Annotated in this window: 24 protein-coding genes, 1 tRNA gene and 1 riboswitch; of the genes, 4 read left to right on the top strand and 21 right to left on the bottom strand. The window is 71.7% G+C overall.

The window, feature by feature from the left end:
* Positions 1 to 56 precede the first annotated feature (56 nt).
* Both RWK90_RS00195 and RWK90_RS00190 read left to right on the top strand, forming a co-directional pair.
* Positions 57 to 1,070 (top strand): TY-Chap domain-containing protein, encoded by a 1,014-nt coding sequence (locus RWK90_RS00195; protein ID WP_314033516.1) that lies wholly within the window; start codon positions 57 to 59, stop codon positions 1,068 to 1,070.
* A 52-nt stretch (positions 1,071 to 1,122) separates the two neighbouring features.
* The gene (locus RWK90_RS00190) at positions 1,123 to 1,659 is read left to right on the top strand and encodes a hypothetical protein (protein ID WP_314033514.1); all 537 of its coding nucleotides are present in this window, start codon (positions 1,123 to 1,125) and stop codon (positions 1,657 to 1,659) included.
* Here RWK90_RS00190 and RWK90_RS00185 read toward each other — a convergent pair.
* On the bottom strand, positions 1,650 to 2,051 hold the full coding sequence (locus RWK90_RS00185; protein ID WP_314033512.1) for a YchJ family metal-binding protein: 402 nt from the start codon (positions 2,049 to 2,051) through the stop codon (positions 1,650 to 1,652). The genes RWK90_RS00190 and RWK90_RS00185 overlap by 10 nt on opposite strands.
* Before the next feature lie 114 nt (positions 2,052 to 2,165).
* Between RWK90_RS00185 and RWK90_RS00180 the strand changes: the two genes are divergently transcribed.
* Together RWK90_RS00180 and RWK90_RS00175 are read left to right on the top strand one after the other, a co-directional pair.
* Positions 2,166 to 2,414: a hypothetical protein gene (locus tag RWK90_RS00180; RefSeq protein ID WP_314033510.1), complete on the top strand. Its 249-nt coding sequence runs from the start codon at positions 2,166 to 2,168 to the stop codon at positions 2,412 to 2,414.
* Between the two features lie 41 nt (positions 2,415 to 2,455).
* Entirely contained in the window at positions 2,456 to 4,009 is a 1,554-nt protein-coding gene (locus tag RWK90_RS00175; RefSeq protein WP_314033508.1) for a fatty acyl-CoA synthetase, read from the top strand.
* A 42-nt stretch (positions 4,010 to 4,051) separates the two neighbouring features.
* Here the strand turns inward: RWK90_RS00175 and RWK90_RS00170 are convergent, their stop codons facing one another.
* From RWK90_RS00170 to RWK90_RS00075, 20 genes are all read right to left on the bottom strand, one after another.
* Positions 4,052 to 4,900: an alpha/beta hydrolase gene (locus RWK90_RS00170; RefSeq protein WP_314033507.1), complete on the bottom strand. Its 849-nt coding sequence runs from the start codon at positions 4,898 to 4,900 to the stop codon at positions 4,052 to 4,054.
* A 25-nt stretch (positions 4,901 to 4,925) separates the two neighbouring features.
* Positions 4,926 to 5,750, bottom strand: coding sequence for a hypothetical protein (locus tag RWK90_RS00165; protein WP_314033505.1), 825 nt, complete (start codon positions 5,748 to 5,750; stop codon positions 4,926 to 4,928).
* A gap of 69 nt (positions 5,751 to 5,819) precedes the next feature.
* The gene (gcvP, locus tag RWK90_RS00160; RefSeq protein ID WP_314033503.1) at positions 5,820 to 8,699 is read right to left on the bottom strand and encodes an aminomethyl-transferring glycine dehydrogenase; all 2,880 of its coding nucleotides are present in this window, start codon (positions 8,697 to 8,699) and stop codon (positions 5,820 to 5,822) included.
* Positions 8,700 to 8,875: 176 nt separating this feature from the next.
* A riboswitch (glycine riboswitch) is annotated at positions 8,876 to 8,972 on the bottom strand.
* A gap of 34 nt (positions 8,973 to 9,006) precedes the next feature.
* Positions 9,007 to 9,648, bottom strand: coding sequence for a MerR family transcriptional regulator (locus tag RWK90_RS00155; protein WP_396230244.1), 642 nt, complete (start codon positions 9,646 to 9,648; stop codon positions 9,007 to 9,009).
* A 238-nt stretch (positions 9,649 to 9,886) separates the two neighbouring features.
* Positions 9,887 to 10,387, bottom strand: a complete 501-nt coding sequence (locus RWK90_RS00150; RefSeq protein ID WP_314034695.1) for a bifunctional nuclease family protein — start codon at positions 10,385 to 10,387, stop codon at positions 9,887 to 9,889.
* 80 nt (positions 10,388 to 10,467) lie between these two features.
* A complete protein-coding gene (locus tag RWK90_RS00145) occupies positions 10,468 to 11,205 on the bottom strand; it encodes a MerR family transcriptional regulator (protein ID WP_314033501.1) in 738 nt (245 codons plus the stop codon).
* On the bottom strand, positions 11,202 to 11,621 hold the full coding sequence (locus tag RWK90_RS00140) for an FHA domain-containing protein (RefSeq protein WP_174521542.1): 420 nt from the start codon (positions 11,619 to 11,621) through the stop codon (positions 11,202 to 11,204). The genes RWK90_RS00145 and RWK90_RS00140 overlap by 4 nt, the downstream gene beginning before the upstream one ends.
* A gap of 122 nt (positions 11,622 to 11,743) precedes the next feature.
* On the bottom strand, positions 11,744 to 12,148 hold the full coding sequence (gcvH, locus tag RWK90_RS00135) for a glycine cleavage system protein GcvH (RefSeq protein WP_314033499.1): 405 nt from the start codon (positions 12,146 to 12,148) through the stop codon (positions 11,744 to 11,746).
* Positions 12,149 to 12,195: 47 nt separating this feature from the next.
* The gene (locus RWK90_RS00130; protein WP_314033497.1) at positions 12,196 to 12,960 is read right to left on the bottom strand and encodes a CDP-alcohol phosphatidyltransferase family protein; all 765 of its coding nucleotides are present in this window, start codon (positions 12,958 to 12,960) and stop codon (positions 12,196 to 12,198) included.
* Positions 12,957 to 15,224, bottom strand: coding sequence for an accessory Sec system translocase SecA2 (gene secA2, locus RWK90_RS00125; protein WP_314034690.1), 2,268 nt, complete (start codon positions 15,222 to 15,224; stop codon positions 12,957 to 12,959). The genes RWK90_RS00130 and secA2 overlap by 4 nt, the downstream gene beginning before the upstream one ends.
* Before the next feature lie 117 nt (positions 15,225 to 15,341).
* Positions 15,342 to 16,481 carry a hypothetical protein gene (locus tag RWK90_RS00120; RefSeq protein WP_314033495.1) on the bottom strand — a complete coding sequence of 380 codons (1,140 nt, stop codon included), beginning with the start codon at positions 16,479 to 16,481 and terminating at the stop codon, positions 15,342 to 15,344.
* Positions 16,482 to 16,588: 107 nt separating this feature from the next.
* The gene (locus tag RWK90_RS00115; protein ID WP_396230243.1) at positions 16,589 to 18,220 is read right to left on the bottom strand and encodes a polyamine aminopropyltransferase; all 1,632 of its coding nucleotides are present in this window, start codon (positions 18,218 to 18,220) and stop codon (positions 16,589 to 16,591) included.
* Positions 18,213 to 18,665 (bottom strand): DUF350 domain-containing protein, encoded by a 453-nt coding sequence (locus RWK90_RS00110; protein ID WP_314033493.1) that lies wholly within the window; start codon positions 18,663 to 18,665, stop codon positions 18,213 to 18,215. Before RWK90_RS00110 ends, RWK90_RS00115 begins: the two co-directional genes overlap by 8 nt.
* A 43-nt stretch (positions 18,666 to 18,708) precedes the next feature.
* Positions 18,709 to 19,128: a DUF4247 domain-containing protein gene (locus tag RWK90_RS00105; RefSeq protein WP_314033491.1), complete on the bottom strand. Its 420-nt coding sequence runs from the start codon at positions 19,126 to 19,128 to the stop codon at positions 18,709 to 18,711.
* Positions 19,125 to 19,697 carry a DUF2617 family protein gene (locus RWK90_RS00100; protein ID WP_314033489.1) on the bottom strand — a complete coding sequence of 191 codons (573 nt, stop codon included), beginning with the start codon at positions 19,695 to 19,697 and terminating at the stop codon, positions 19,125 to 19,127. Before RWK90_RS00100 ends, RWK90_RS00105 begins: the two co-directional genes overlap by 4 nt.
* On the bottom strand, positions 19,694 to 20,320 hold the full coding sequence (locus tag RWK90_RS00095; RefSeq protein WP_314033487.1) for a DUF4178 domain-containing protein: 627 nt from the start codon (positions 20,318 to 20,320) through the stop codon (positions 19,694 to 19,696). Before RWK90_RS00095 ends, RWK90_RS00100 begins: the two co-directional genes overlap by 4 nt.
* A gap of 195 nt (positions 20,321 to 20,515) precedes the next feature.
* Positions 20,516 to 20,589: transfer RNA gene (locus RWK90_RS00090), tRNA-Pro, on the bottom strand.
* Between the two features lie 73 nt (positions 20,590 to 20,662).
* Positions 20,663 to 22,129, bottom strand: coding sequence for a ribosome biogenesis GTPase Der (gene der, locus RWK90_RS00085; RefSeq protein WP_396230242.1), 1,467 nt, complete (start codon positions 22,127 to 22,129; stop codon positions 20,663 to 20,665).
* Positions 22,126 to 22,872 (bottom strand): (d)CMP kinase, encoded by a 747-nt coding sequence (cmk, locus tag RWK90_RS00080; RefSeq protein WP_314033485.1) that lies wholly within the window; start codon positions 22,870 to 22,872, stop codon positions 22,126 to 22,128. Before cmk ends, der begins: the two co-directional genes overlap by 4 nt.
* Positions 22,869 to 23,627, bottom strand: a complete 759-nt coding sequence (locus RWK90_RS00075) for a pseudouridine synthase (RefSeq protein ID WP_396230241.1) — start codon at positions 23,625 to 23,627, stop codon at positions 22,869 to 22,871. Before RWK90_RS00075 ends, cmk begins: the two co-directional genes overlap by 4 nt.
* Positions 23,628 to 23,630 lie beyond the last annotated feature (3 nt).

The raw sequence follows: 23,630 nt of genomic DNA, 5'->3' as shown, positions 1-23,630 counted from the left end.
CCGGAGACCGCCCGAACCACTGACGGAGGCGGCGACTCGATGGTTGACTGCCAACCATGCCGGCATTCGATTTCGACGTGGACGCGTCGATCGCAGCCGGGTGGGACCGCTTCGCCTCCCACCTGGCCGACCTCCTGCGTGATCTGATCCCCGGCGCCACCTTCGACCTGGCGGTGCCCGTCCTCGGCGCGCCCTCCCCCCTCACGCCGTACATCCGCTTCACCGCGGTCGGGCAGCGGCGACTCGAGGCCGAGGTGTCCGGGGGCGGCTCCGAGGACGCCCCCACGCCACTGCGGCCCGTCCAGCTCGCGCAGCTGTCGGCGCTCGGGTGGCAGGCCACGGGCCCCGGGGCGGTGTCGGGCCCCGCCGCCGGCCCCATTGTCGCGCTCCCCACGGACCGCGCCCCCGAACTCGCCCACCTCGTCGCGGGGACGCTCGAGCAGGTCTTCGGCATCCGCCACCCGGTCTTCCTCCACGACGTGGTCGCCGAGGGGGCGTCCGATCCGGGCGCGCCCGCGGGCGCGGACCCCGTCGACCCCCCGGGGACCCGGACCGACGACCCCGCCGCCCCTGCCGACCCCGGGACGGTCGGCGAGGTCGTCCGCGACGACTTCCGTCCGCAGCCCATCACCGATCCCGACCAGGCGACGCGCGCTGTCGGTGAGGCGCTCACCGAGGTCTACCGCAGGCGCATCGACCCGGACGAACACGACGTGTTCACCGTCCCCGCGGGCTGTGTGCTGCTCTTCGTCCGCGCCCACCGGTCCCTGCCGCTCATCGTGTTCCGGAGTCAGCTGGTGACGGGGGTCCAGGACGCGGCCGCCGCGGAGACCGAGGTGGCGATCCTCAACCGGGACTCACTGTGGTGCAGGTACGTGTTCGACGGCTCCACCGTCACAGCCGAGTCCGAGTTCGTCGACCGGGTCTTCGTCCCCGTGAACTTCAAGATCCAGCTGGCCGAGATCACCGCCGAACTCGACGACGTCTACCCGGATCTCGCGCGTCGCCTCGCCGGCCCCCACGCGCGCGACCTGCGGGGCCCCGACGATCCGGACACCGGTGAGACGTAGGATTTGCACCGCCGGGAAGGGCCCGGCGCCCGATCCCGCCACAGGAGCGCCCATGCGTCGCGCCGCCCTCCTCGCCACGATCACCGCGGCGACAGTCCTGACCGGTGCCTGCTCGTCACTGCTCGGGGACGACGACCGCCGCGGGGTACCCGCCCCTGCCTCCGCCCCGAGCGGCCCCGTGCCCACCTCACAGCAGTTCGACCGACCGTTCCCGGTGTCCGCGGACACGTGGGACGCCACGGTGACCGTCTCGAACCTCCGGCTGGTGCAGACCTACTCGTACCCGGACCCCGTCCTCGTGGTGGACGTCCGCGCCGTCCAGTCCGCGGGACAACCGGAGCTCGGGCCCGAGGACCTCCACGCCTACGACCCCTCCGGCAGGCCGTTCGAGCGGATCGACGACCCCGCCGGCGTCGTTCCCGACCCGCTCGTGCCGTCCCGGATGACGACCCCCGGGCAGGAGATCCGGGGCATGGTCGCGTGGACCGTGCCCCCCGGGACCCGCGTCGGCCGCATCGAGCTGACCACCCCCTCCACGATCGGGTCCATCACCGTGACACGCCAACCCGTCGACCCGACTCAGTCCTGACCGCCCGCCGGCGCCGGTCCCGCCGGGTCCGGCGCCACATACGTCCACCGCCCTCCCCTGCGTTCGAACAACGACCGCTCACGCATCACGTCCGGTCCGGCCGGCCCGACGAACCGGGCCTCGAACTCGACCACCCCGTCGTCGTCGTCACCCCCTCCGGCCACCACCTCCACGACGGTCAGGCCGGTCCACTCCACCTCCGACGGCTCGACCCTCGCCGGCCGGGTCCGCGGATGCCACGTCCGCCAGAGGTGCTCCGTCCGGTCCAGCCTGAACGCCGTGTAGCGGGAGCGCATCAACGCCTCCGCCGTCCCCGCCGGCACCCCGTCCTCGACGATCGGGCCACAGCACTGCCCGAACCCGACCCCACTCCCACACGGACACGCCGTCATCCGTCTCCTCCGTTCCCCTGACGATCCGGTCAGGGTACCCAGCGGGCGCCCCACCCCTGCGGACCCCCGCGGCTCGGCCCCCCGCACGCGGGCACGACTATCGTGTCCGGTGACATGCCTGTTCCCGCCTCCCTCCGAGCCCTCGCGCGGCGCCGCGCGGACCCCGACCTCGCCGCCCTGCGGGTACGGTCCTGCCGGGACCTGTGCAACTGGAACCGCACGCCCGTCGACCGTCGGGGAGAGCCCCTCTTCGCCTGCCGCGGATGCGGCTCCCAGTGGGTACCCGGCGAACAGTGGACACCGCGCGAGGCCGACGGCAGCATCCCCCCGGCCGTCCTGGAGTTGCTCCGCTCGGACGCCTAGCTTCGCCTCCCGGCCGGCACGCGCGGCTATAGGGTCGGGGCATGGCCCACTCCCCCTCTCCCGCCCCCTCCGCCGCCGCCGGAACCGTCGACGCGCTGCTGCGTCGGTCGGCCTCCCGCTTCCCGGACCGCGTCGCCCTCACGTTCGGCGACCGCCGCTGGACCTACGCCGAACTCGACGGCGCCGTCGACCGCGTCGCCACCCGCCTCGCCGCCCGCGGTCTCGAGGACGGGGCCCGGATCGCCGCCTACGGCGTCAACTCGGACGCCTATCTCCTCGCCTTCCTCGCGACCTCGCGCGCCGGGTACGTCCACGTCCCCGTGAACTACGCCCTCACCGGTGGTGAACTCGAATACCTCCTCACCGACTCCGGCGCCTCGCTGGTCCTGGTCGACCCAGCCCAGGCCCCTGCACTCGACGAGGTCCTCGCCGGGCTCGGAGGCCTGCCGTCCCTCGCGCTCCGCCCCGCCGCCGGCGACGACCCCGACGGCACCGTCCTGGGCACCGCCCTCGACGCCGGTGAGAGCACGCCCGTCGACTCGCCCGCCTCCGGCGACGACCTCGCCCAGCTCCTCTACACCTCGGGCACCACCTCCCGCCCCAAGGGCGCCATGATGACCCACTCCGCGCTGACCCACGAGTACGTCAGCTGCATCCTGTCCCTCGACCTGGCCGCCGACGACGAACCGTTGATCACCATGCCGCTCTACCACTCCGCGGCCATGCACGTGTTCGCCATGCCGTACCTGTCACTGGGCGCGACCGTCCACCTCATGGCGGCGCCCGACGTCGCCGAGATCCTCCGCCGCGTCGAACAGGACCGGATCGGGTCCCTGTTCCTCGCCCCCACCGTCTGGGTCCCGCTCGCATCCCACCCGGACCTCGAGACCCGTGACCTGTCGAGCCTGCGCAAGGCCCAGTACGGGGCCTCGATCATGCCCGTGACCGTGCTCCAACGGCTGCGTGCGCGGTACCCGGACCTCGGGTTCTACAACTGCTTCGGGCAGTCCGAGATCGGCCCGCTGGCGTGCGTACTGCGCCCCGAGGAGCACGATGCCCGGCCGGCGAGCGCCGGGCGACCCGTCTTCTTCGTCGAGGCCCGCGTCGTCGACGACGCCGGGGTCGAGGTGGCCGCCGGCGAGCGCGGCGAGATCGTCTACCGCTCACCGCAGTTGTGCCTGGGCTACTGGAACAAGCCCGACGCCACCCGCGAGGCGTTCCGTGACGGCTGGTTCCACTCCGGCGATCTCGTCATCCGCGACGAGGAGGGGTACGTCGAGGTCGTGGACCGCATCAAGGACGTCATCAACACCGGAGGCGTGCTGGTGGCCTCACGGGAGGTGGAGGACGCGGTGTACCGCGACGAGCGGGTGGCCGAGGTCGCGGTGATCGGCACCCCGGATCCCCGGTGGATCGAGGCGGTGACCGCCGTGGTGGTGCTCAAGGACGGCAGCCGGGCCACCGAGGACGAGATCATCGCCGGCACCCGCGAGCACCTGGCGCCGTTCAAGGTCCCCAAGCGGGTGGTGTTCGTCGACGAGCTGCCGCGGAACCAGTCGGGCAAGCTGCTCAAGCGCGAGCTCCGGCAGAGCTGAGGGACGGTGGCGGGGGCGACCGGTGGCCCGCCCCCGCGCCGGTCAGCCGATCCGTTCCAACACCTCGCGGGCGAGCAGCTCCGCGTCCTGTTCCGGTAGCCAGTGCCCCGCATCGGGAAGCGGGACGAAGCGGTACTCCCCCGCCACCCTGGCCGCCGTCGCCTCGGCCCCGCTCCGTGCGATCGCCGGATCCCGCCCGCCCCACACGAAGGTGGTGGGGACCGTCACGTCGGGCAGCTCATACCGTCTCATCGCCCGGTACCAGTTCAGCGCCCCCGTCAGAGCGGCCCGGTCACCGAGGATCCCCAGGTGCCGGGACACCAGGTCGTCCGGGACCTGACCGGCGAACATGGCGCGGAGGCGGCGGGCGCCGTCCTCGAGCAGGACGTCCTCCGCCTTACCCTCCTGCCGGAACAGGTCGAAGTAGGCCGACCGGGCCTGCTGGTCCGGGTCCGACGCCACGGCGTCGGCGAACGCCCCGAGGTGCGGCACGGAGACGGCGGTGAGGCTCGCCACCCGGCCCGCGTGATGACCGGCGAGCCACCACGCCACCGAGGAGCCCCAGTCGTGACCCAGGACGTGGGCGCGCCCGAGGCCGAACCGGTCCATCACCGCCAGCGCATCGGCGGCCAGGTGCTCGATCGCATACGCCTCGATGCCATCCGGCCGTGCACCGGGCGAGTACCCACGCTGCATCGGGGCGATCACCCGGACCCCGTGCCCGGTGAGAACCCCCGCCACGCGTTCCCACTCCCACGCCGACTCCGGGAAGCCGTGGAGGGCGAGCACCGTGCGGCCCGGGTCCGCCGACGGCTCCGGGGTGCCGGCATCCCAGACGAGGACGTCGAGGGTGCCGACCGGGACGTCCACCGAGACGCTGCGGGGTTCCATGCGCGGACCCTAACCGGTGCGGGGGTCAGCGCGGGCGACTTCCGGGAGGCGTCCGGGTGGATGATCCCCTCGGTGAGACCTCTGCGCGCCGCGCGTGCCAGTCGTGGACCAACCACATCTCCACGACCAGCGGGTCCACGGCGGCCTCCCTCGCCCATGCGGCCACCACGTCCAGATAGCGTTGGTAGCGCCGCGGGGTCAGCCGGGCCGCGGACTCGATCTCGGTCCATCCGGAGTGCACGAGCGTTCCCACCCCGGCCGGGTCGACCGGCACGATGCTCTGCGCCGACCACGCCATGCCCAGCGAGGACAGGTAGAGCGAGGCCAACGGGTATCCCAGGTCCGGGACCCCTCGGCCCGCGCCCGCGGGCGCTCCGTGTCGCAGGAGGTTCATGGCCTCCACGGGCGCGTCGAGCCAGTCCACGACCTCGTGCAGCACGAGCGGATACCCGTGGGACGACACCGACCGCCACCCCGCACGGTCGCGGGCGGGTACGCGGAAGTCCGGCAGTCCCCGCTTGACGCCCGACCTCAACGGGTGCGAGGAGAGCCACGCGGCGCACATGTAGAGCGCCACCACGGACTCCTCCAGGCTCCCGCGCGCCCGGCGACCGGCCGCCCAGAGATCACTCCTGCGCAGGAACCCGGCCCCGGATTCCACCAGCCCGCCGTCGGGGCCCGCGGCGACCAGACGGAGGTCGATCCCCTTCTCCGCGAGACGGAAGTTCCAGCGGTCGAGGTCGACCTGCACGTACTCGTCCGCCACGAGCAGGGCGGGAGGCTGGGCGCGGCACCAGTCGAGACAGTCCGCGGGGAGTTCGGGCGCGAGGCGGGGTCCGGTCGTGGTCATACCCGCACGGTGTCATGCGGGTACGACACCACCCCGGACCCCGGCGGTGAGCGCGCCGCGGTGGACCTCTCAGTCCTGGGCGAACGCGTCGAGCGGCGGGCAGGAGCAGACCAGGTTCCGGTCACCGTAGGCGCCGTCGATCCGGCGGACGGCGGGCCAGACCTTCGGCCGCCACGCCGACCCGAGGGGATAGCCGGCGACACTGCGCGGGTAGGCGTGATCCCACTCGTCGGCCGACACGCTCTCCGCCGTGTGGGGCGCCCCGCGCAGCGGGTTGTCCTCGACGGTCCACTCGCCGGCCGCGACCCTGTCGATCTCCGCGCGGATGGAGGCCATCGCCTCGCAGAACGCGTCCAGCTCCGCCAGGTCCTCGCTCTCCGTCGGCTCGACCATGAGCGTGTTGGGCACCGGGAAGCTCATGGTGGGCGCGTGGAAGCCGTAGTCCGCGAGCCGCTTGGCCACGTCGTCGATCGAGATCCCCACCGAGTCGATGAGCGGGCGCAGGTCGAGGATGCACTCGTGCGCGACCCACCCGCCGTCGCCGGAGTACAGCACGGGGAAGTGCTGCCCGATCCGCCGCGCGAGGTAGTTGGCGCTGGCGATCGCGGTGAGCGTGGCCCGGCGCAGCCCGTCCGCGCCCATCATCCGGATGTACGCCCAGGTGATCGGCAGGATCGACGCGGAGCCGAACGCCGCCGCGGACACCGGGCCACCGGATCCGAGGCCGTCCTCGTGCGGGTGTCCGGGCAGGAACTCCCGGAGGTGCTCGGCGACGGCGACCGGCCCGACCCCGGGACCGCCGCCGCCGTGGGGGATGCAGAAGGTCTTGTGCAGGTTGAGATGGCTCACGTCGCCGCCGAAACGGCCGGGCCGGGCGACACCGACCAGGGCGTTGAGGTTGGCGCCGTCGATGTAGACCTGCCCACCGGCGTCGTGGACGATCGCGCAGATCTCCTCGATGTCGTGCTCGTACACGCCGTGGGTCGACGGGTAGGTGATCATGATCGCCGCCAGCTCGGCCCCGTACTTGTCGACCTTGGCCCGCAGGTCGTCGACATCGACGTCACCGTTCTCCCGGCAGGCCACCACGACGACCTTCATCCCGGCCATGACGGCCGACGCCGCGTTGGTCCCGTGCGCCGAGGACGGGATGAGGCAGACCGTGCGGTCGCCCTCCCCGCGGGAGAGATGGTAGTCCCGGATGGCGAGCAGGCCGGCGTACTCCCCCTGGCTGCCCGCGTTGGGCTGCAGGCTGACGGCCGCGTACCCCGTGATGTCGACCAGCCACCGCTCGACGTCCCCGATGAGCTCGCGGATACCGGCGGTCTGCTCGGCCGGGGCGAAGGGGTGGAGCCGGTTGAACTCCGGCCACGTGATCGGTTCCATCTCGGTGGTGGCGTTGAGCTTCATGGTGCACGAGCCGAGCGGGATCATGGTCCGGTCCAGCGCCATGTCCTTGTCCGACAGCGCGCGTAGGTACCGCAACATGGCCGTCTCCGTGCGGTAGCGGACGAACGCCTCGTGCTGCAGGAACTCGCTCGTGCGGTCGCCGTATCCCGGGTCGACCGCGATCTCCGCGGAAGCCGCGTCGCCGGCTCCGAACGCGCCGAGGACGATCCCCACGTGCTCCGCGGTGGTGGCCTCGTCGCAGGAGACGGACACCGTGTCGTCGTCGACCTTCCACAGGTTCACCCCGCGCGCGGCGGCCGCGCTCAGCACCTCGTCGGCGCGTCCCGGCACACGGGCGCGGACGGTGTCGAAGAAGTCCTGGTGCACGACCTCGACCCCGGCGGCACGGAGGCCGTCGGCGAGCGCTGCGGCATGGGCGTGGACGCGGCGGGCGATGGCGGTGAGCCCCTCCGCGCCGTGGTAAGAGGCGTACATCGCCGCGAGGACGGCCAGCAGGACCTGGGCCGTGCAGATGTTGGAGGTGGCCTTCTCGCGGCGGATGTGCTGCTCGCGGGTCTGGAGGGCCAGACGGTAGGCGACGCGCCCGTCCTCGTCCGTGGACACGCCGACCAGGCGACCGGGGAGGTTCCGCGCGTGGGCCGCCCGACAGGCGAGGAACCCGGCATGCGGTCCACCGAAGCCCATGGGGACGCCGAACCGCTGGGTGGTGCCGAAGCACGCGTCCGCGCCCTTCTCCCCGGCCGGGGTCAGGACGGTCGCGGCGAGCAGGTCGACGCCGGCGGCGACCATCACGCCGCGCTCGTGACACTGCTCGATCAGCGCCGACACGTCCGTTACACGCCCCGACGAGCCCGGGGTCTGGACGAGCGCGCCGAAGAACTCGCCCTCGGGGAGGCCGTCGTCCACCAGGTTGCCCGTGACCAGCTCGATGCCGAGGGGCTCGGCGCGGGTGGCGAGGATCGCCGCGGTCTGGGGGAAGACGTCGACGTCGACGGCGAAGCGGTGGCTCTTGGACGAACGGTTGGCCCGTCGCAGCATGGTCATCGCCTCGGCCGCGGCGGTGGCCTCGTCGAGCATCGAGGCGTTAGCCATGTCCATACCGGTCAGGTCCGAGACCATGGTCTGGAAGTTCAGCAGCGCCTCCAGGCGCCCCTGGCTGATCTCCGGCTGATACGGGGTGTAGCCCGTGTACCACGCGGGACTCTCGATGATGTTGCGGATCAGCACCGGCGGGGTGAGGGTGTCGTAGTAGCCCTGACCGATCATCGACACCGCCACTGTGTTGCGGTCGGCGAGGGAGCGCAGTGCGGCCAGCGTGTCCGCCTCGGACAGCGGTTCCGGGAGCGCGTCGATGCCTGCCGACCGTCCGTCGGGCCCCACCCGGTCGAGGATCACCGACGGGACGGCCCGTTCGGCGAGCTCGTCCAGGGAGCCGACGCCGATGGTGTCCAGGATCTTCGCCAGCCCGTCGGCGTCGGGACCCAGATGGCGGGCGACGAACTCGCCTCCGGTCCGGGCGGTGTGGGGGGTCGTCGTCACAGGTGCTCCTCAGATGGCGGGGCCGCCCGGACAGGCGGCCTGCGGGCCGGTGCTCCCTCTCCGCTCTGTCCCCTGCCGGACGGGTGCCGGCGCCTGAGAGATTCGCCGGGCCCGGTCTACGGACCCCGCTTTCCCCGTGGGCGGGTGGTCTGTTCCACCGCTCTCCAGAGGCGTTCGACGACCGCACGGTCCGGGTGCCTGAGAGATTCTCGGAGAGGAGTTGCTCCTTCGGCGCCCGCGGCCATGGCCGCGGAGCTCTCCCGTGGGACGCGTGAACGCACCGCCGAGTCTAGACGACGGCGGACGATCAGCCGGTACGGCGGGAGGCGCGGGCCCGACGACGGGCGGCGAGCTCGTCCTCCATCGGCGCCACGATGTCGTCCTCCGACACCGTCTCCGCCGGGAACTCGGAGATGGACCCGGCCAGCTCACGCATCGCACCGCCGATCCCGATGCCGAAGACGCCCTGCCCGCCCTGGAGGAGGTCGAACACCTCCTCCTTGGACGTGCACTCGAAGACGGTCCGGCCGTCCGAGAACAGCGTGATGGTGGCCAGGTCCTCGACGCCGCGCGACCGGATCTGATCCACGGCCTTGCGGATGTTCTGGAGGGAGATGCCGGTGTCGAGGAGCTGCTTGACGATCTTCAGGACCAGGATGTCCTTGAACGAGTACAGACGCTGACTGCCCGATCCCGCGGCGTTCCGGATCGACGGCACGACCAGGTCGGTGCGCGCCCAGTAGTCGAGCTGACGGTAGGTGATCCCCGCGATCTGGCAGGCGATCGGCACGCGGTACCCGCTGGTCCCGTCCGGGATCCCGTCGTCCGGGAACAGTCCGGGCTGCACCTCGTCGAAGGACGCCTGCGTCCCCTCGACGGCGTCACCGAAAAGGCTCTGCGTGTTCGGTACGGCGTCGGACGGCTCCGAGACCCGGGTGTGGTCGGCCACGTTTGCTCCCTCAAGCTGCGGGTGCCGCCTCGTTCGGGGCGGCACGGTACCCGGGACGAGACCCGGATCCTGGACGCGTGAACACCATCGGTGTAGTTCACTGGGGGCAACGCTATGCCCGCCGGGATCCACTATCAACAGGACACGCGGTAAACCTCAACCTCAAGTTGAACTTTAGACTCAATCGTTACCTGCGGATTGGTGACCGAGTGACTGGAGTGAGCCGCCTATCCCCTGGTCAGGAGGTGGATCCGCCGGGATTCTCAGCCGGCCCGCCGCCTCCGAGGAAGTCGTCCGGGCTCACCTGGTCGAGGAACTCGCGGAAGGCCTCGACCTCTTCCTCGCCCTGCTCCACGAGAGAGATCCCGACCTCGTCGAGAACCTCCGGACTGACGAGAACCGGGGCCGCGGTCCGCAACGCCACCGCCACGGCGTCGGACGGGCGCGCCGACACACGGGTGTCGGCGAACACCATCTCGGCGTAGAACGTCCCCTCGGACACGCCCACGATCTCCACCTTCTCCAACGGGTGCGAGAAGGTCTCGAGCAGTGTGGCCACCAGGTCGTGCGTCAGCGGCCTGCTGGGCCGGACCCCCTGCTGCTGGAGGCTGATGGCCGCGGCCTCGGACGCGCCGATCCAGATCGGGACGTATCGGCCCCCGTCCTTCTCGTGCAGGATCAGCACGGGCGCGTACTCCGGCTCTTCGAAACGGATACCGACGACGTCGACCTCACGCATGTTCTTCCCCATGTTCTCCGCCTCTCCCACGTCCCCAGCCTAGCCTCGATGTGGTTCGTCGCGAGCGGACGCGTGAGCCCTCAGTGCTCCAGCGCGTGCCTGACCGCTACGGTCACCAGGGTGGAATGCAAGGAGACCGACAGCGCGGCGATCTCCCGCGCGAGCTCGGCGGCCCGATCCCGCGCATCCGCGTCACCCTGCCGGGCGACGGGCCCGGCGATCTGCGTAATCAGCCCGGTCTGCCGGTCGGCCGCCGTGCGGAAGCTGCGGAGGTGGCGGACGTCCACGCCGTGCGCGGCGAGATCGTGAGCGGTCCGGGCGATGAGCACCGCCTCCGGATCGTAGAAGCCACCGGCGCCCGCGACGATCAGGCCGGCGTCGACCAGGGCGTCGACCAACGCCGCGTCGACGCCGGACTGCTCGATGACGTTCTCCCTGGTGAGCCGCGTGACGGTGTCGCTGCGGAAGTCGTCCGGAGCGGAACCGGGCACCCCGTCCGCCCCCGGCCGCGGCCGGAGCGCCGTGGTGGACCCGTCGGCGATCGCCGCGTCGAGGGCGTCGAGTTCCTGGCGGATCACCTTGAGCGGCAGATACCTGTCCCGCTGGGCGGTCAGCACGTACCGCAGGCGTTCGCGGTCCTCGACGCGGAAGCGCCGGTACCCGCTCGCCGTACGTTCAGGGGTGACCAGCCCTTCGTTCTCGAGGAACCGGACCTTCGACACCGTGAGGTCCGGGAACTCCGGACTCAGAAGTGCGATGACGCCTCCGATGGAGAGGTATTCCTCCTCTTTCGGGGCGCCCTGTCCGGCGGCGGTCACTGCCCGGGCGTACCCGTCAGGAAGACGAGACGGAACTTGCCGATCTGGACCTCGTCACCGTTGGACAGCGACGCGGAATCGACCGGCTCCCGGTTGACGTAGGTCCCGTTGAGCGAACCCACGTCGACGACAGTGAAGGTCTCACCCTCGCTGCGGAACTCCGCGTGCCGACGGCTCACGGTGACGTCGTCGAGGAAGATGTCGCTGTCCGGATGCCGACCGGCCGAGGTGGTGCTCTGGTCGAGGAGGAACCGAGAACCCGCGTTGGGGCCCCGCTTGACCACGAGCAGAGCCTGCCCCTCGGGCAGCCCCTCGACACCCGTCACCGCGGAATCGGACTGGGCCGACTGCTGGTCGGACTCGTTGAGGAGTTCGGCACGGAACACGGAGGTGGTCTCGGCGGTCGCCTCGGGCATGTTCTTGTTCTCGGTCACGTTCGTCTCTCCTCGTCCGAGCCCGAAAGCGGGCTCACCGTACGGTGCAGTTGATTCTATGTCGGAGTCGACGCCCGCGTGGGCAGGGGGCGTCGGCGATCCGCTCAGCTCTCCGTGATCTTGGCGTACCCGTCCGAGTCCAGCGTCTGCTCGAGCTGGGCCTCCAGGTCGTCGACGTCCGCGATCTCGAGGACGATGATCCACCCCTCCCCGTACGGGTCGGAGTTGACCAGCTCGGGAGACGTCTCGAGGGCGGTGTTCACCTCGACGACCTTGCCGCTGAGCGGCGCGTACAGGTCCGAGACGCTCTTGGGCGACTCCACCTCGCCGAACGGCTCACCCGACTCGGTCTCCCCGCCGACGTCCGGGAGCTGGACGAACACGATGTCGCCGAGCTTCGACTGCGCGTACTCGGTGATGCCGATTCGGACCCGGGTGTCCGACACCCGCTCCACCCACTCGTGCTCATCGGTGTACCGGAGCTGGTCGGGGATGTTCTGATCGCTCACTGATGCGCCCTTCTCGAGTGGCTCACTGGGAATTCCATCTGGCGACATTACACACCGTCGGACGGGCCCACAGCAGCCGATCGCACCCGCCGCAGGGGAACCGCGCGGACGATGTTCCGCGCCTGCCACAGATAGATGCCGCCGCTCCACACGTACAGACCGACGCCCCAGTAGAGGCACGCCTCCCCGACGATCTGGAAAGCTCCGCCACCCGGCACCCCTGCGTGGCCGGCCAACAGCAGGGGGAACGACCAGAACAGCGCGAACGTCGCCGCCTTGCCCAGGTAGGTCACCTCCGGGTCGAGTCCGCGTCGCCGGTAGACGGGCAGGGTGGCCACGAGGAGCAGGTCCCGCGCCACCAGGACGACGACGATCCAGGCGGGTATGAGACCCGCCAGGGCGAACGTCACCGGGACGGCGGCCACGAGGATCCGGTCGGCGATGGGGTCGAGTCGCTCCCCCCACACCGACCGCATGTTCCAGAGCCTCGCGATCTTCCCGTCGAGCCAGTCCGAGACGACCAGGACGCCGAGCAGCCACAGCGCCAACGTCGCGTCGTCCCAGGCGAGGATGCTGGCGATCAGCACGGGGATGAGGGCGATCCGCCCCAGCGAGATCGCGTTGGGCAGCGTCCAGAACCGGTCGCTGACCTCCGGGTCACGCGGCGGGCGTTCGGGCCCGAGACCCGGTGGGACCGCCGCGGAGAGATGACCGTCCCGCGGCGGGGGGATGCGGGCACCCAGGACGCGGCCCTCACCGGTCCGCCAGTCCCTCAGGTCGGTCTCGCGCCGGGCCTCACGTGCCGCGTTCATCGGAACGTCGACATCATCCCGGAGAACACGCTGCCACCGGCCGCCATCGGGTTGTCGTGCACCATGTACGTCCAGGTCGACGTCGGACGCGCCATCGAGTTCGCCTCGAGGTCCACCCCGGAGTCGGTGAACTCGATCTCGGCGAAGGTGGCCTCCGACTCGCGGACCGCGTCCGCCGCGAGATCGCGGAAATGGTCGATCGCGATCCGGTGGAACTCGTCGAGCGGGTTCTCGCGGCCGAGAGCACGGAGGTGGATGGACTCGCGGACGTCGTTCATCGTCTCCAGGTGACGGGCCCACCCCCTGTCGAGGTGCCACAACATGATCTCCCGGCAACCCTGCACCACCGCGTCGCGTCCGTGCGCCTCGACCAGGCGCGCGCCCCGCTCGGGATCGTGTGTGGTGAGCTCCTCGAAGGCCTTCTCGGTGAGCAGCAACGCCGCCCGACGCTCGGCGAGGATGTCACGCTGCTCCGCGAGCAGTCGGCTGTAGCGCCAGGTGTTGGCGTGGATCTCCAACATCTGCCCCTCGGTGACCCGCTGCGCGTGGTCGACCGCGTCCCGGCCGCGGTTGCCCTTGAGCAGACCGGTGATCCGGTCGTGCGCGGTCGGGATCTTCTCGGGCTCGAGCGCCGACGTCACCACCGGGTCGTCCATCGCCGCGAAGAACACCGAGCTGCCCGGATCGCCCTGGCGCCCCGACCGTCCCCGCAACTGGTTGTCCAGCCGCTCGGTCCGGTGCCGACCCGTGCCCACCACGTGGAGCCCGCCCAGCGCCACCACCTCGTCGCGCCGGGCCTCGTCGGACCCCCCGAGACGGATGTCCGTCCCGCGGCCGGCCATCTGCGTGGACACGGTGACGTTGCCCACATCGCCCGCCTCCGCGATGATCGCCGCCTCCTCCTCGTCGTTCTTGGCGTTGAGGACCGAACACCGGACGCCCTTCTCCGCGAGCCGGGCGGCGAGCGCCTCCGACTCGGCGACGTCGTGGGTCCCGACCAACACCGGCTGACCCGTGGCGTGGACCGCGGCGATGTGGTCGACGAGCGCACGCGTCTTGCTGTCGTTGTCGATGTAGGTCCGGTCGGCCTCGTCGACGCGGATGTTCGGGGTGTTCTGCTCGATCTGGGACACCCCCAGGGAGTAGAACTCGCGCAGCTGCGCCCCGGCGGCCAGCGCGGTACCGGTCATGCCGCACACCTTGTCGTACCGACCGATGAACGCCTGGACCGTGAGGCTGTCGAGGATCTGTCCCGCCTCGGAGACCGCGACACCCTCCTTGGCCTCGACCGCGGCCTGGAGCCCGTCCGGCCACCGCTGCAGCTCGGCGACCCTGCCGCGGGAGGCGTTGACCAGCTGGACCCGGCCGTCGCGGACGATGTAGTCGACGTCCCTGCGCAGCAGGAAGCACGCGTGCAGGGCGACGTTGACCTGGACGAGGGTCGTGCCCACGTGCTCGGCGTCGTAGAGATCGTCGATCCCGAGCTCGGCCTCGATGGCCTCCGCCCCGTCATCGGTCAGGAAGATGTTGCGTCGCTCGGAGTCCGTCTCGTAGTGCCGCCCGGGGCGCAGCTTGCGCACGGCCGCCAGGACCTCCCCGGTCGGCGCCTCGCCGGAGGTCGATCCCGCGAGTACCAGCGGGACCAGTGCCTCGTCGACGAGCACGGAGTCCGCCTCGTCCACGAGCGCCACGTCGGTGGTCGGCGAGATGAGATCAGCGGGATCGGTCACGAGCTGCTCCCGCAGGACGTCGAACCCGATCTCCGACACCGAACCGTAGGTCACGTCGCAGGCGTAGGCGACACGGCGCTCGTCACGGGTCGACGCCTCCGTCACGTGGCCGACCGACAACCCGAGCAACTCGAGCATGGGCCCCATCCACCCGGCGTCGCGGGCCGCGAGGTAGTCGTTGACCGAGATCACGTGGACGGTGTGCCCCTGAAGGGCGTACCCGGCCGCGGCGACGGCCCCGGAGAGGGTCTTGCCCTCGCCGGTGGCCATCTCCACGACGTCGCCGGCGAACATCCGCAGGGCCCCCTGGAGCTGCACGTCGAACGGTCGCAGGCCGACCGCCCGGGTGGCGGCCTCCCTCGCCAGGGCGAGGAACCGCGCCAGGTCCTCGGGGGCGTCACCGAAGAGGTCGAGGCCGTGCGCGGCGTCCGCGAACTCGCCGTCGTCCAGGCCCGCGGCCCAGTCGTCGTACCCGTGCGACGCCTCGACCGCGCTCTGGGCGCGCGAGGTGTCGCGGCCCTGGGTGGAGCCCATCAGCTTCCAGAAGCGGTTGGCCAGTCCCACGCGTGGAGTCCTTCCCCGTCACGAACAGTTGATCCCACCGTACGCAGGGCCCGACCTCCCCGGGTCCGCGCCCCGCCGGTCGCGGCGTCAGCGATCGGGGTCGATCTGGCCGCGGAGCCGGCGCATCGCCTCGGTCGAGAGCATCCGGTCCCCCGCGCGCGCCGCGAGGTGCTCCGCCGCGAGGTCGGCGGGGGTCGGGCGGTGCGCCGCGGTCGGTGGCCGGACGCCGTTGTCACGGGCGATACCGGCGAGCCGTTCCGCCTCCGCGACCGCGGACTCGGCGCGGGCCTCGACCGACTCGACGAGCTCGCGGAACGCGACGGCGCGCTCCACCACCTCCGCCCACACCCGGTCGATGGCGTCCCCGAGACCGGTGAGGGTGGTGAAGCCGTCGCGGGCGGGGGGCACGCCGCCCGACGCGGACGCCTCCCGCAGGCGACACAGGTCCCCCGCGAGGCCCACGAGCTCGGATTCGGCGTCGAACTGCAGGCGGATCTCCTCCACCGCCCGACCACCCCGGGCGTACGCCCGTTGCAGTCGGTCATAGAGACCGCCCACCTCCATCACCATGGCGGTGTACATCTCCGGGATGCGACGCCGGTCCGGACGGATCCGGGGTATGGCGGGCAGCGAGGAGACCACGTTCTGTACGCGCTGCGGCAACACGACCCGGCCCATCTCCCGCTGGCCGTAGGCCGCGGCCACCGTCCCCAGTTCGCCTATCGTCCTGGGAACCAGGGGCACCGGGGCCATCGTCGGTGTCGAGGCCAGGGCGTCGAAGAGCCGCCCCCGGTCGTCCGTGTCCAGATGGACGCCGCGTCGACGGTCGGCCCGGATGTCCTTGACCCGGAAGGCCCAGACGCCGGTCCCGCGGGTGAAGCCCGTCCGGAGCATCAGGTATTTGCGGTCCAGATCCGCCAGCCGGGTCCGCAGGGCCATCCGCAACATCGACGGAGCGGGGCTGTCGATCGTCCGCCTCAGGTCGTGGCGCTGCTCCTCGATGATCCGGACCCGGTGGAAGCCCCCGACCGTCGGGAACGGCAGGTTCCGGTGGAGCCGGGCCAGCACCACGTCGGCGATCCTGGGCTCGACCAGGCCACAGGCCACGAGCAGTGCCGACCGGTCGGACAGCTCCGCGACCGGTGGCCGCCCCTCTCCGCGACACATGCGGTCGACGTCGGACACGATCCGGTCCCGTGCGGTCCGTTGCCCACGCTCATCCGCCATGTGTCCCTCCTCGCCCGTGCCCACCTGGTCGAACCGCTTTCACCCGGGTACAACGGTCCGCCGCCGCCTCGTGTTCCCCGCCCGGGGGCGTCCCGGGACCACCGCGGTCACCGCTCATAGCCCCGCCGGGCGTCGTCGAGGATCCTGGGGCGGTCGAGTGTGGACGGTTCGAGGCGCAGCGGCGCCACATCCCGTCCGAACCGGCCAGCGGCCTCGAGGGTCCCCGCGTCGAGGTAGCGCAGCCCGGAGACGTCGGGGCGCAGTCGGAGCTCGGGGGCGTCACCGTCGGCCGAGGCCAGGACGAAGCCCCAGTCACCGAACGTGGGGACGTGCACGTGGTACGGGGTCGTCCCCCACCCCGCCGAGTCCACCGTGGCCACGGTCCGCCAGAACTGCCGCGGCGTGGAGAACGGACTCCCCGACTGCACGACCATCAGGCCGTTCTCACCGGTCACCCCGCGCACGAGACCGTAGAACTCCTCCGAGTACAGGCGGGACAGGGCGGCGTTGCGCGGATCGGGCAGATCCACGAGCACCGCCCCGAAACCGCCCGGCGGCACCGCCCCGTCGCCGCCGCGGCGTAGCCACGCGAAGGCGTCGTCCACCACGACCTCCACCCGCGGGTCGTCGAGGGACCCCCGGTTGTCCGCGAGCAGCTCGGTGCGGGCGACCTCCAGCACGGCCGGATCGAGCTCCACCTGGACCACCCGCCGGACCCCTGGCACGGCCAGGAGATCCCGGGCCGCCAGTCCGTCGCCGCCTCCGAGCACCAGAACATCGCGGGGCCGGCCCGCCACGGCGGGTTGGACGAGCGCCTCGGTGTACCGGTACTCGTCGAGGCTCGAGTACTGGAGGGTGCCGTCGAGGTAGAGCCGGCGGTCGGTACGCCCGTTGTAGCGCGCCCTGGTGACGACGATCTCCTGGTACGCGGACTGGGTGTGGGAGAGCACCGGGTCCGGGTAGAGCTTGGACCTCGACCACTCGGTCACGCCGTCGAGAGCAACGAGCAGAGTGCCCAGCAGGGCCGCGACCAGTGCCAGTGACAGCGCCGCGACGACGGTCTGTGTCCGGGACAGCAGGCCCCGCAGCGCCAGGGCGAGCAACACGGCCGCGGCGGCGACGTTGACCAGCCCCGTGATGGCGGCGGCCTGCTGCATCCCGAACGACGGCAGGAGCAGGAACGGCCACGACAGTCCCCCGACGAGCGCGCCCAGGTAGTCGGCGGCGTTGAGATCGGCCAGCACCCGACCGGCTTCGGCCGACCCGGTCCGCCGGCCGGTCTGCAACAGGGACATGAGCAGCGGGACCTCTGCGCCCACCAGCATCCCGATCGCGGCGGTGGCCACCACGAGCGTGACCAGGGACGCCGCGTCCGACCCGAGGGTCGTGAAGGTGACGTAGAGGGCTGTGGCCGACACACCGCCGACCAGACCCAGCGTCGCCTCGACGCCGATGAAACTCGACGCCGGGCGGTCGACGAACGGCTTGGCCAGCAGCGCGCCGAGGCCGAGGGCCGCGACGTACCCGGCCACCACGAGACTCGTGGCGACGATCCCGCCGCCCTGGACGGTGGTCGCGAGCGTGAGGAGGGCGAGCTCGTAGATGAGCCCGCAGGCGGCGCAGGCCGCGACGGAGGCCAGGACGACCGGGCGCCACCAGCGGCCCGCGCGCGGCGCGGGACGTCCGGCGGGCTCGGCCCCGGTCCGCACGGCCCCCGCCGTGCGGACCTCGTCAGGCAATGGCGGCCGCGTTGACGGCGGCGACGGCGAGCAGGGTGGCCGCGACGGCGAGCACGGCGGTGCTGAACCTCGGGGCGCTGACGAGGTCACGGAACCGCCCGGGGACCAGCACTTCCAGGATCACCAGGGTGACCGCCTGGAAGATGACCCCGAGCAGGCCGTAGACGGCGACGTCGATGAGTCCCAGCACGAGGGAGTCCGAGGCGTTGGTCATCACGGTGACGACGATGATCGCGAGGGAGATCGCCGAGGAGGCGAACAGCGCCGCCGCGTTGGGGCGGTGATCGACGAAGACGTGGTGGCGCAGGCTCCCCGGCGTCAGCAGGTCCAGCATGACGAACCCCAGCGCCAGGACCAGGGCGCCCACTCCGAAGTAGGCGAGCGACACCCCGATCCCGTCCAGCAGTTCGGGTACGTGGTCGGCGGGTCCGGCGGCGATGGTCACCGTGTCTCCTCGGGGGTCGTGTCGTGAGCGGTCTTCCGGGGGGTCACTTCGCACCCACCCCGCCGGAACTGCCTCCGGCGGACCGGGCCGGGCTGCCGGGGCCGAAGGCCCCGCCGAGGAAGATGAATCCTCCGGAACGGAGCGTGCGGGAGTTCTCGTCGAGCTGGACCCGGCAGGCGAGGTCGCCGGACCGGCCGACGATGATCATGTCGTCCCCGTACCGGAGATACCGGGTGTCCTCGTTGAGCTGGTCGGCGTCCGGTCGCTCGTGGTCGCTGATGTCCCTCGCCGTGGCGTCGCGGTCGCCCCGGCACTCGTAGGTCTGGGACGCGCCGGCCACCGGGGTGTAGTTCTCGCGGACGTAGCGCACGGCGTTCGTGCCGGCGCCCACCAGTGCGAGGCCCAGCAGGACCGCGCACAGCCCGGCGACGAGGGCGATGATCCACCCGCGGTGGGGCTTCACGAGGCCACCTCCGCGGCCACGCCGATCCCGGCGACGTGCAGGCGGGAGGTCGTGCTGACGACGTCCCCGCCGCCGCCGGCCTCCTCGCCGGCGGGGTAGAGATGCCACGTGTCCCAGGACCAGCCGGTGTCGTCCGGCGTCGGGGCCACCACCGTCAACGCGCCCTCCGAGCCCGGGAACCGTCCGGCGAGCACCGCCGGGTCGTGCGCAGCGAGAGCGGTCAGGCGGTCCACCAGCGCGGAGAAGGCGTCGGCGGAGAGTGTCTCGGTGTCCCCGCGGAGGTGGTGGACGCCCCACGGTCCGGGGCAGGTCACCTGGGCCGGCAGCGGGGCTCCCCCGGCGGAGGTCGCCAGACAGGACACCTCCTCGGTCATCGTGTCGCGGCCGTCGATCAGGAGCGTCACCGCGTGGGACGCACCGAGGATCGACAGGCGTAGAGCGATGTCGTGTTCCGGGTGTTCGAGGACGGTCGACAGGAGGGCGTCACGCTCGGGCGTCACGCCGACCCGGTATCCCAGCGCCCCGGCCGCCACGTCGCTCGGTTCCGCGGCCAGCTCTCGCACGGTCACCGCCGGTAGTCCGGGTCGCCGGCCGCGGGAGGGGCCGGGTAGACGGTCAGCTCACCCCGGGACATCGGGCGACCCGACGAGACCTCCCAGCCAGCCCCGTCCCAGTTCTCGAACGACAGCAGCGAGCTCCCGTCCCCGGTGCGCATGTCCTGGTACCGCATCCGCCCGCGCTCGGGCAGTCCGGTGGTCCCCTCGCACGAGTACTCCGCCTCGCCCGACTCCTCGGGACGGTGGACCCGGTCGTCGACGACCACCTCGGGGCCGGGGCTGACACCCAGGCCCTTGCGCGTGGTCCACCAGGTGAGTTCGAGCGTCCCCTCGTCCTCCTCGACCCCCAGCCACTGCGCGCCGTCGCCGCCCTCGAGGAGGTGTTCCCACCAGATGTAGGGCCCCTGGCGCAGGGTGATGGACCCGCGCACCACGTAGTCGACACCGCCGTAGGCGACGATGGCGCCGGGGCCGAGCTCGCGCGGGCCGAAGCCGTGGACGGGCTGGTCGGCGGCGAGCGGGTCGCGGCGGGGGGCGGCCGTGGCGGGCTTCGTACCGCCCCGGGCCCTGACGATGATCCCGACGATCGCGATCACCGCGACCACCAGCCCCACTATGACGAGTAGCTCTCCCACCGCGCACCCACTCCTGGATCGATGACTGACGGTCGACCCGGGCCGCCGCTTCGTGACCAGGAAAGGCTAACCCACCCGGGTCCGCGCGAGGGGCGCGGTTCCCGTCAGACGGCCGTGGCTCCCGGAATGCGCCCCGCGCCCCGAAATGCGATCAGGGCCGGCTCCCCTCTCGGGAAACCGACCCTGATCCTCGTGTCGGGCTGACAGGATTTGAACCTGCGACCCCTTGACCCCCAGTCAAGTGCGCTACCAAGCTGCGCCACAGCCCGTCACCGTCTCCGCGGCTCGCGCGGCGACTGGATCAGATTAGCGCACCCGGTCGGCGGACCTGAAATCGGCAGGTCACTTGCGCTGTCGGCGCTCCTTGACGCGGACGTTGACCCGCACCGGGGAGCCGTCGAACCCGAAGGTCTCGCGCAGGCGCCGCTCGAGGAAGCGGCGGTAACCGGCCTCGAGGAAGCCCGTGGAGAAGAACACGAACGTCGGCGGCCGGGTCGTGGCCTGGGTGCAGAAGCGGATCCGGGGCAGGCGCCCGCCGCGCATGGGGGGCGGGGTCGCGGCCACGACCTCGTTCATCCACGTGTTGAGCGGCCCGGTGGGGATCCGCTTGTCCCACGAGTCGAGCGCGGTCTCCATCGCGGGGACGAGCTTGGCCAGGGCGCGGCCGGTCTTGGCGGAGATGTTCACCCGGTGTGCCCACGACAGCACCCGGGACAGCTCGCGGTCGATCTCCTTGTCGAGGTCGTAGCGCCGGTCCTCGTCGACGAGGTCCCACTTGTTGAACGCGATCACCAACGCGCGTCCGGCGTCGGCCACCATGGAGATCACCCGGAGGTCCTGCTCGGTGATGGGCTCGGAGGCGTCCAGCAGCAGCACCACGACCTCGGCGGCCTCGATCGCGCCCCGGGTCCGCAGCGACGCGTAGTACTCGTGCCCGTAGGCCTGGTTGACCTTGCGCCGCAGGCCGGCCGTGTCGACGAACCGCCACGTCCGTCCTCCGAGCTCGACCAGGGAGTCGACGGGGTCGACGGTCGTGCCGGCGACGTTGTCCACCACCGCGCGGTCCTCGCCGGTGAGCTTGTTGAGAAGGCTCGACTTGCCCACGTTGGGTTTGCCCACCAGCGCCACGCGCCGGGGCACATCGGTGGCCTCCCGCATCCTCGCCTTGGACGGCAGCTGACGCAGGATCTCGTCGAGCAGGTCGGCGGTGCCGCGACCGTGCGCGGCGGAGATGGCGTAGGGCTGGTCGAGCCCGAGTCCCCAGAACTCGGCGGCCTCGAGCTCGGCCTTGTCGCTGTCGACCTTGTTGACGGCGAGGATCACCGGGGTGTCGGCACGGCGCAGGCTCCTGGCCACCGTCTCGTCGGCCGCGGTGATCCCCACGGTGCCGTCGCACACCAACACGATGAGGTCGGCGGTGCCCATGGCGATCTCGGCCTGCTGGGCGATCGAGCGGTGCATGCCCTTGGCGTCCTGCTCCCAGCCACCGGTGTCCTGGACCATGAACGTCCGGCCGTTCCAGAGGGCTTCGTACGAGACGCGGTCGCGGGTCACTCCCGGGACGTTCTCCACGACGGCCTCGCGGCGGCCGATGATCCGGTTGACCAGGGTGGACTTGCCGACGTTGGGGCGGCCGACGATCGCGACGGTCGGGAGGATCTCCACGCCCTCGGTCACCGCCCCGATCTCGTCGGCGAACTCGGCGGCGACCGCGTCCCAGTCGGTGTCGTCGTTCCAGCCGTCCTCGACGGTCTCCTCGCCGGGGCCGGTCGGCAGGTCGAAATCGGTGGTGTCCTCGTTGCTCGTCACTGTGCGTTCCCTTCTGCGGTGGCGCCGTGCGACGCGTGGGTGCCCTCGGCGAGTGCGACCAATCGGTCGAGCACCTCGTCGAGGGTGAGGTCGGAGGTGTCGATGACCACCGCGTCGGCGGCCGGCCGCAACGGGCTCGCGGCGCGCGTCGAGTCCTTACGGTCACGTTCGACGACGGCGGCGAGCACCTCGTCGAAGTCGGCCGCGCGCCCGGCGGCCAGGTCCTGGTCCGTACGTCGGCGTGCGCGCACCTCGGGGCTGGCGGTGAGGTAGATCTTCACCTCGGCGTCGGGCAGGACGACCGTCCCGATGTCCCGACCCTCGAGGACGACGGTGCCGCCGTCGGAGGCGAGCCGCCGTTGGAGGCGCACGAGGTTCTCGCGCACCTCCGGCACGGCGGAGACGGCGGAGACGTCGGCGGTGACCCGGGCGGTCCGGATCTCCTCGCTGACATCCTCCCCGCCGAGCAGGACGCGCTCGGAGCCCGCGTCGGTGCCGATCTCCAACGGCAGGTCCGCGGTCGCCGCGATGACGGCCGCGGAGTCCTCCGGGTCGATGCCCGCACGCAGGACCTGCAGGGTCGCGACGCGGTACATCGCCCCCGTGTCGAGGTAGGCGCCGCCGAGCCGGCGGGCCAGCGTGCGGGCGAGGGTGGACTTACCGGTGCCGGCGGGTCCGTCGATGGCGATGCGGCGACGCGGAGCGGGCACCGGCCCGGTGGCGGAGGCGGTGAGGGTGCTCACAGGCCCACCGCCCCGTACAGGTCGGAGACCTCTTTACGGTTGAGCTTGCGGAAGGTGCCCGCGCGCTGGTCACCCAGGGCGATCGACCCGAAGCGGGTCCGCACCAGCGCCTCGACGGGGTGGCCGACCTCGGCGAGCAACCGCCGGACGATGTGCTTGCGCCCCTCGTGGAGCACCACCTTGACCAGGGACCGACCCTCGTGGACGTCCAGCAGGGAGAACTGATCCACCTTGGCCGGGCCGTCCTCGAGCTCGACGCCCGCGCGCAGCTGCGCGCCGACCCCCTTGCCGACCACGCCGGTGACGGTCGCCATGTACGTCTTGGACACCTCGTACGACGGGTGCATGAGGCGGTGCGCGAGCTCGCCGTCGTTGGTCACCAGCAGCAGCCCCTCGGTCTCCGCGTCGAGACGCCCGACGTGGAACAGGCGCTGGCCCGCATCCACGCGGTCGGCCACGAGGTCGCCCACGCAGGGCCGTCCCATCTCGTCGGACATGGTCGTGTGGTACCCGCGGGGCTTGTTCAGCGCCAGGTGCACCAGGGTGTCGTCGAGCACGATGCGGGTGCCGTCGACGCGGATCACGGCGGTGGAGGGGTCGACCTTGACGCCCATCTCGCGCACGATCTTCCCGTCGACCTCCACCCGCCCTCGGGCGATGAGCTCCTCGGAGGCCCGGCGGGAGGCGACCCCGGCCTGGGCCAGGATCTTCTGCAGGCGGACCGGTGCGCCGTCTCGGCCAGCGGATTCAGTCATGCG

The sequence above is a fragment of the Dietzia sp. CH92 genome (assembly GCF_032248695.1).
Classification (GTDB): Bacteria; Actinomycetota; Actinomycetes; order Mycobacteriales; family Mycobacteriaceae; genus Dietzia.
Note: the sequence above shows the minus strand (reverse complement) of the source record. Positions and strands in the feature narration are given on the sequence as shown.

What these genes read in the sequence shown, in the direction of transcription:
- RWK90_RS00195 (WP_314033516.1), top strand. Translation starts at nt 57, where the DNA reads ATGCCGGCATTCGATTTCGACGTGGACGCGTCGATCGCAGCCGGGTGG.
- RWK90_RS00190 (WP_314033514.1), top strand. Translation starts at nt 1,123, where the DNA reads ATGCGTCGCGCCGCCCTCCTCGCCACGATCACCGCGGCGACAGTCCTG.
- RWK90_RS00185 (WP_314033512.1), bottom strand. Translation starts at nt 2,051, where the DNA reads ATGACGGCGTGTCCGTGTGGGAGTGGGGTCGGGTTCGGGCAGTGCTGT.
- RWK90_RS00180 (WP_314033510.1), top strand. Translation starts at nt 2,166, where the DNA reads ATGCCTGTTCCCGCCTCCCTCCGAGCCCTCGCGCGGCGCCGCGCGGAC.
- RWK90_RS00175 (WP_314033508.1), top strand. Translation starts at nt 2,456, where the DNA reads ATGGCCCACTCCCCCTCTCCCGCCCCCTCCGCCGCCGCCGGAACCGTC.
- RWK90_RS00170 (WP_314033507.1), bottom strand. Translation starts at nt 4,900, where the DNA reads ATGGAACCCCGCAGCGTCTCGGTGGACGTCCCGGTCGGCACCCTCGAC.
- RWK90_RS00165 (WP_314033505.1), bottom strand. Translation starts at nt 5,750, where the DNA reads ATGACCACGACCGGACCCCGCCTCGCGCCCGAACTCCCCGCGGACTGT.
- RWK90_RS00150 (WP_314034695.1), bottom strand. Translation starts at nt 10,387, where the DNA reads ATGCGTGAGGTCGACGTCGTCGGTATCCGTTTCGAAGAGCCGGAGTAC.
- RWK90_RS00140 (WP_174521542.1), bottom strand. Translation starts at nt 11,621, where the DNA reads ATGCCCGAGGCGACCGCCGAGACCACCTCCGTGTTCCGTGCCGAACTC.
- RWK90_RS00130 (WP_314033497.1), bottom strand. Translation starts at nt 12,960, where the DNA reads ATGAACGCGGCACGTGAGGCCCGGCGCGAGACCGACCTGAGGGACTGG.
- secA2 (WP_314034690.1), bottom strand. Translation starts at nt 15,224, where the DNA reads ATGGGCTCCACCCAGGGCCGCGACACCTCGCGCGCCCAGAGCGCGGTC.
- RWK90_RS00120 (WP_314033495.1), bottom strand. Translation starts at nt 16,481, where the DNA reads ATGGCGGATGAGCGTGGGCAACGGACCGCACGGGACCGGATCGTGTCC.
- RWK90_RS00075 (WP_396230241.1), bottom strand. Translation starts at nt 23,627, where the DNA reads ATGACTGAATCCGCTGGCCGAGACGGCGCACCGGTCCGCCTGCAGAAG.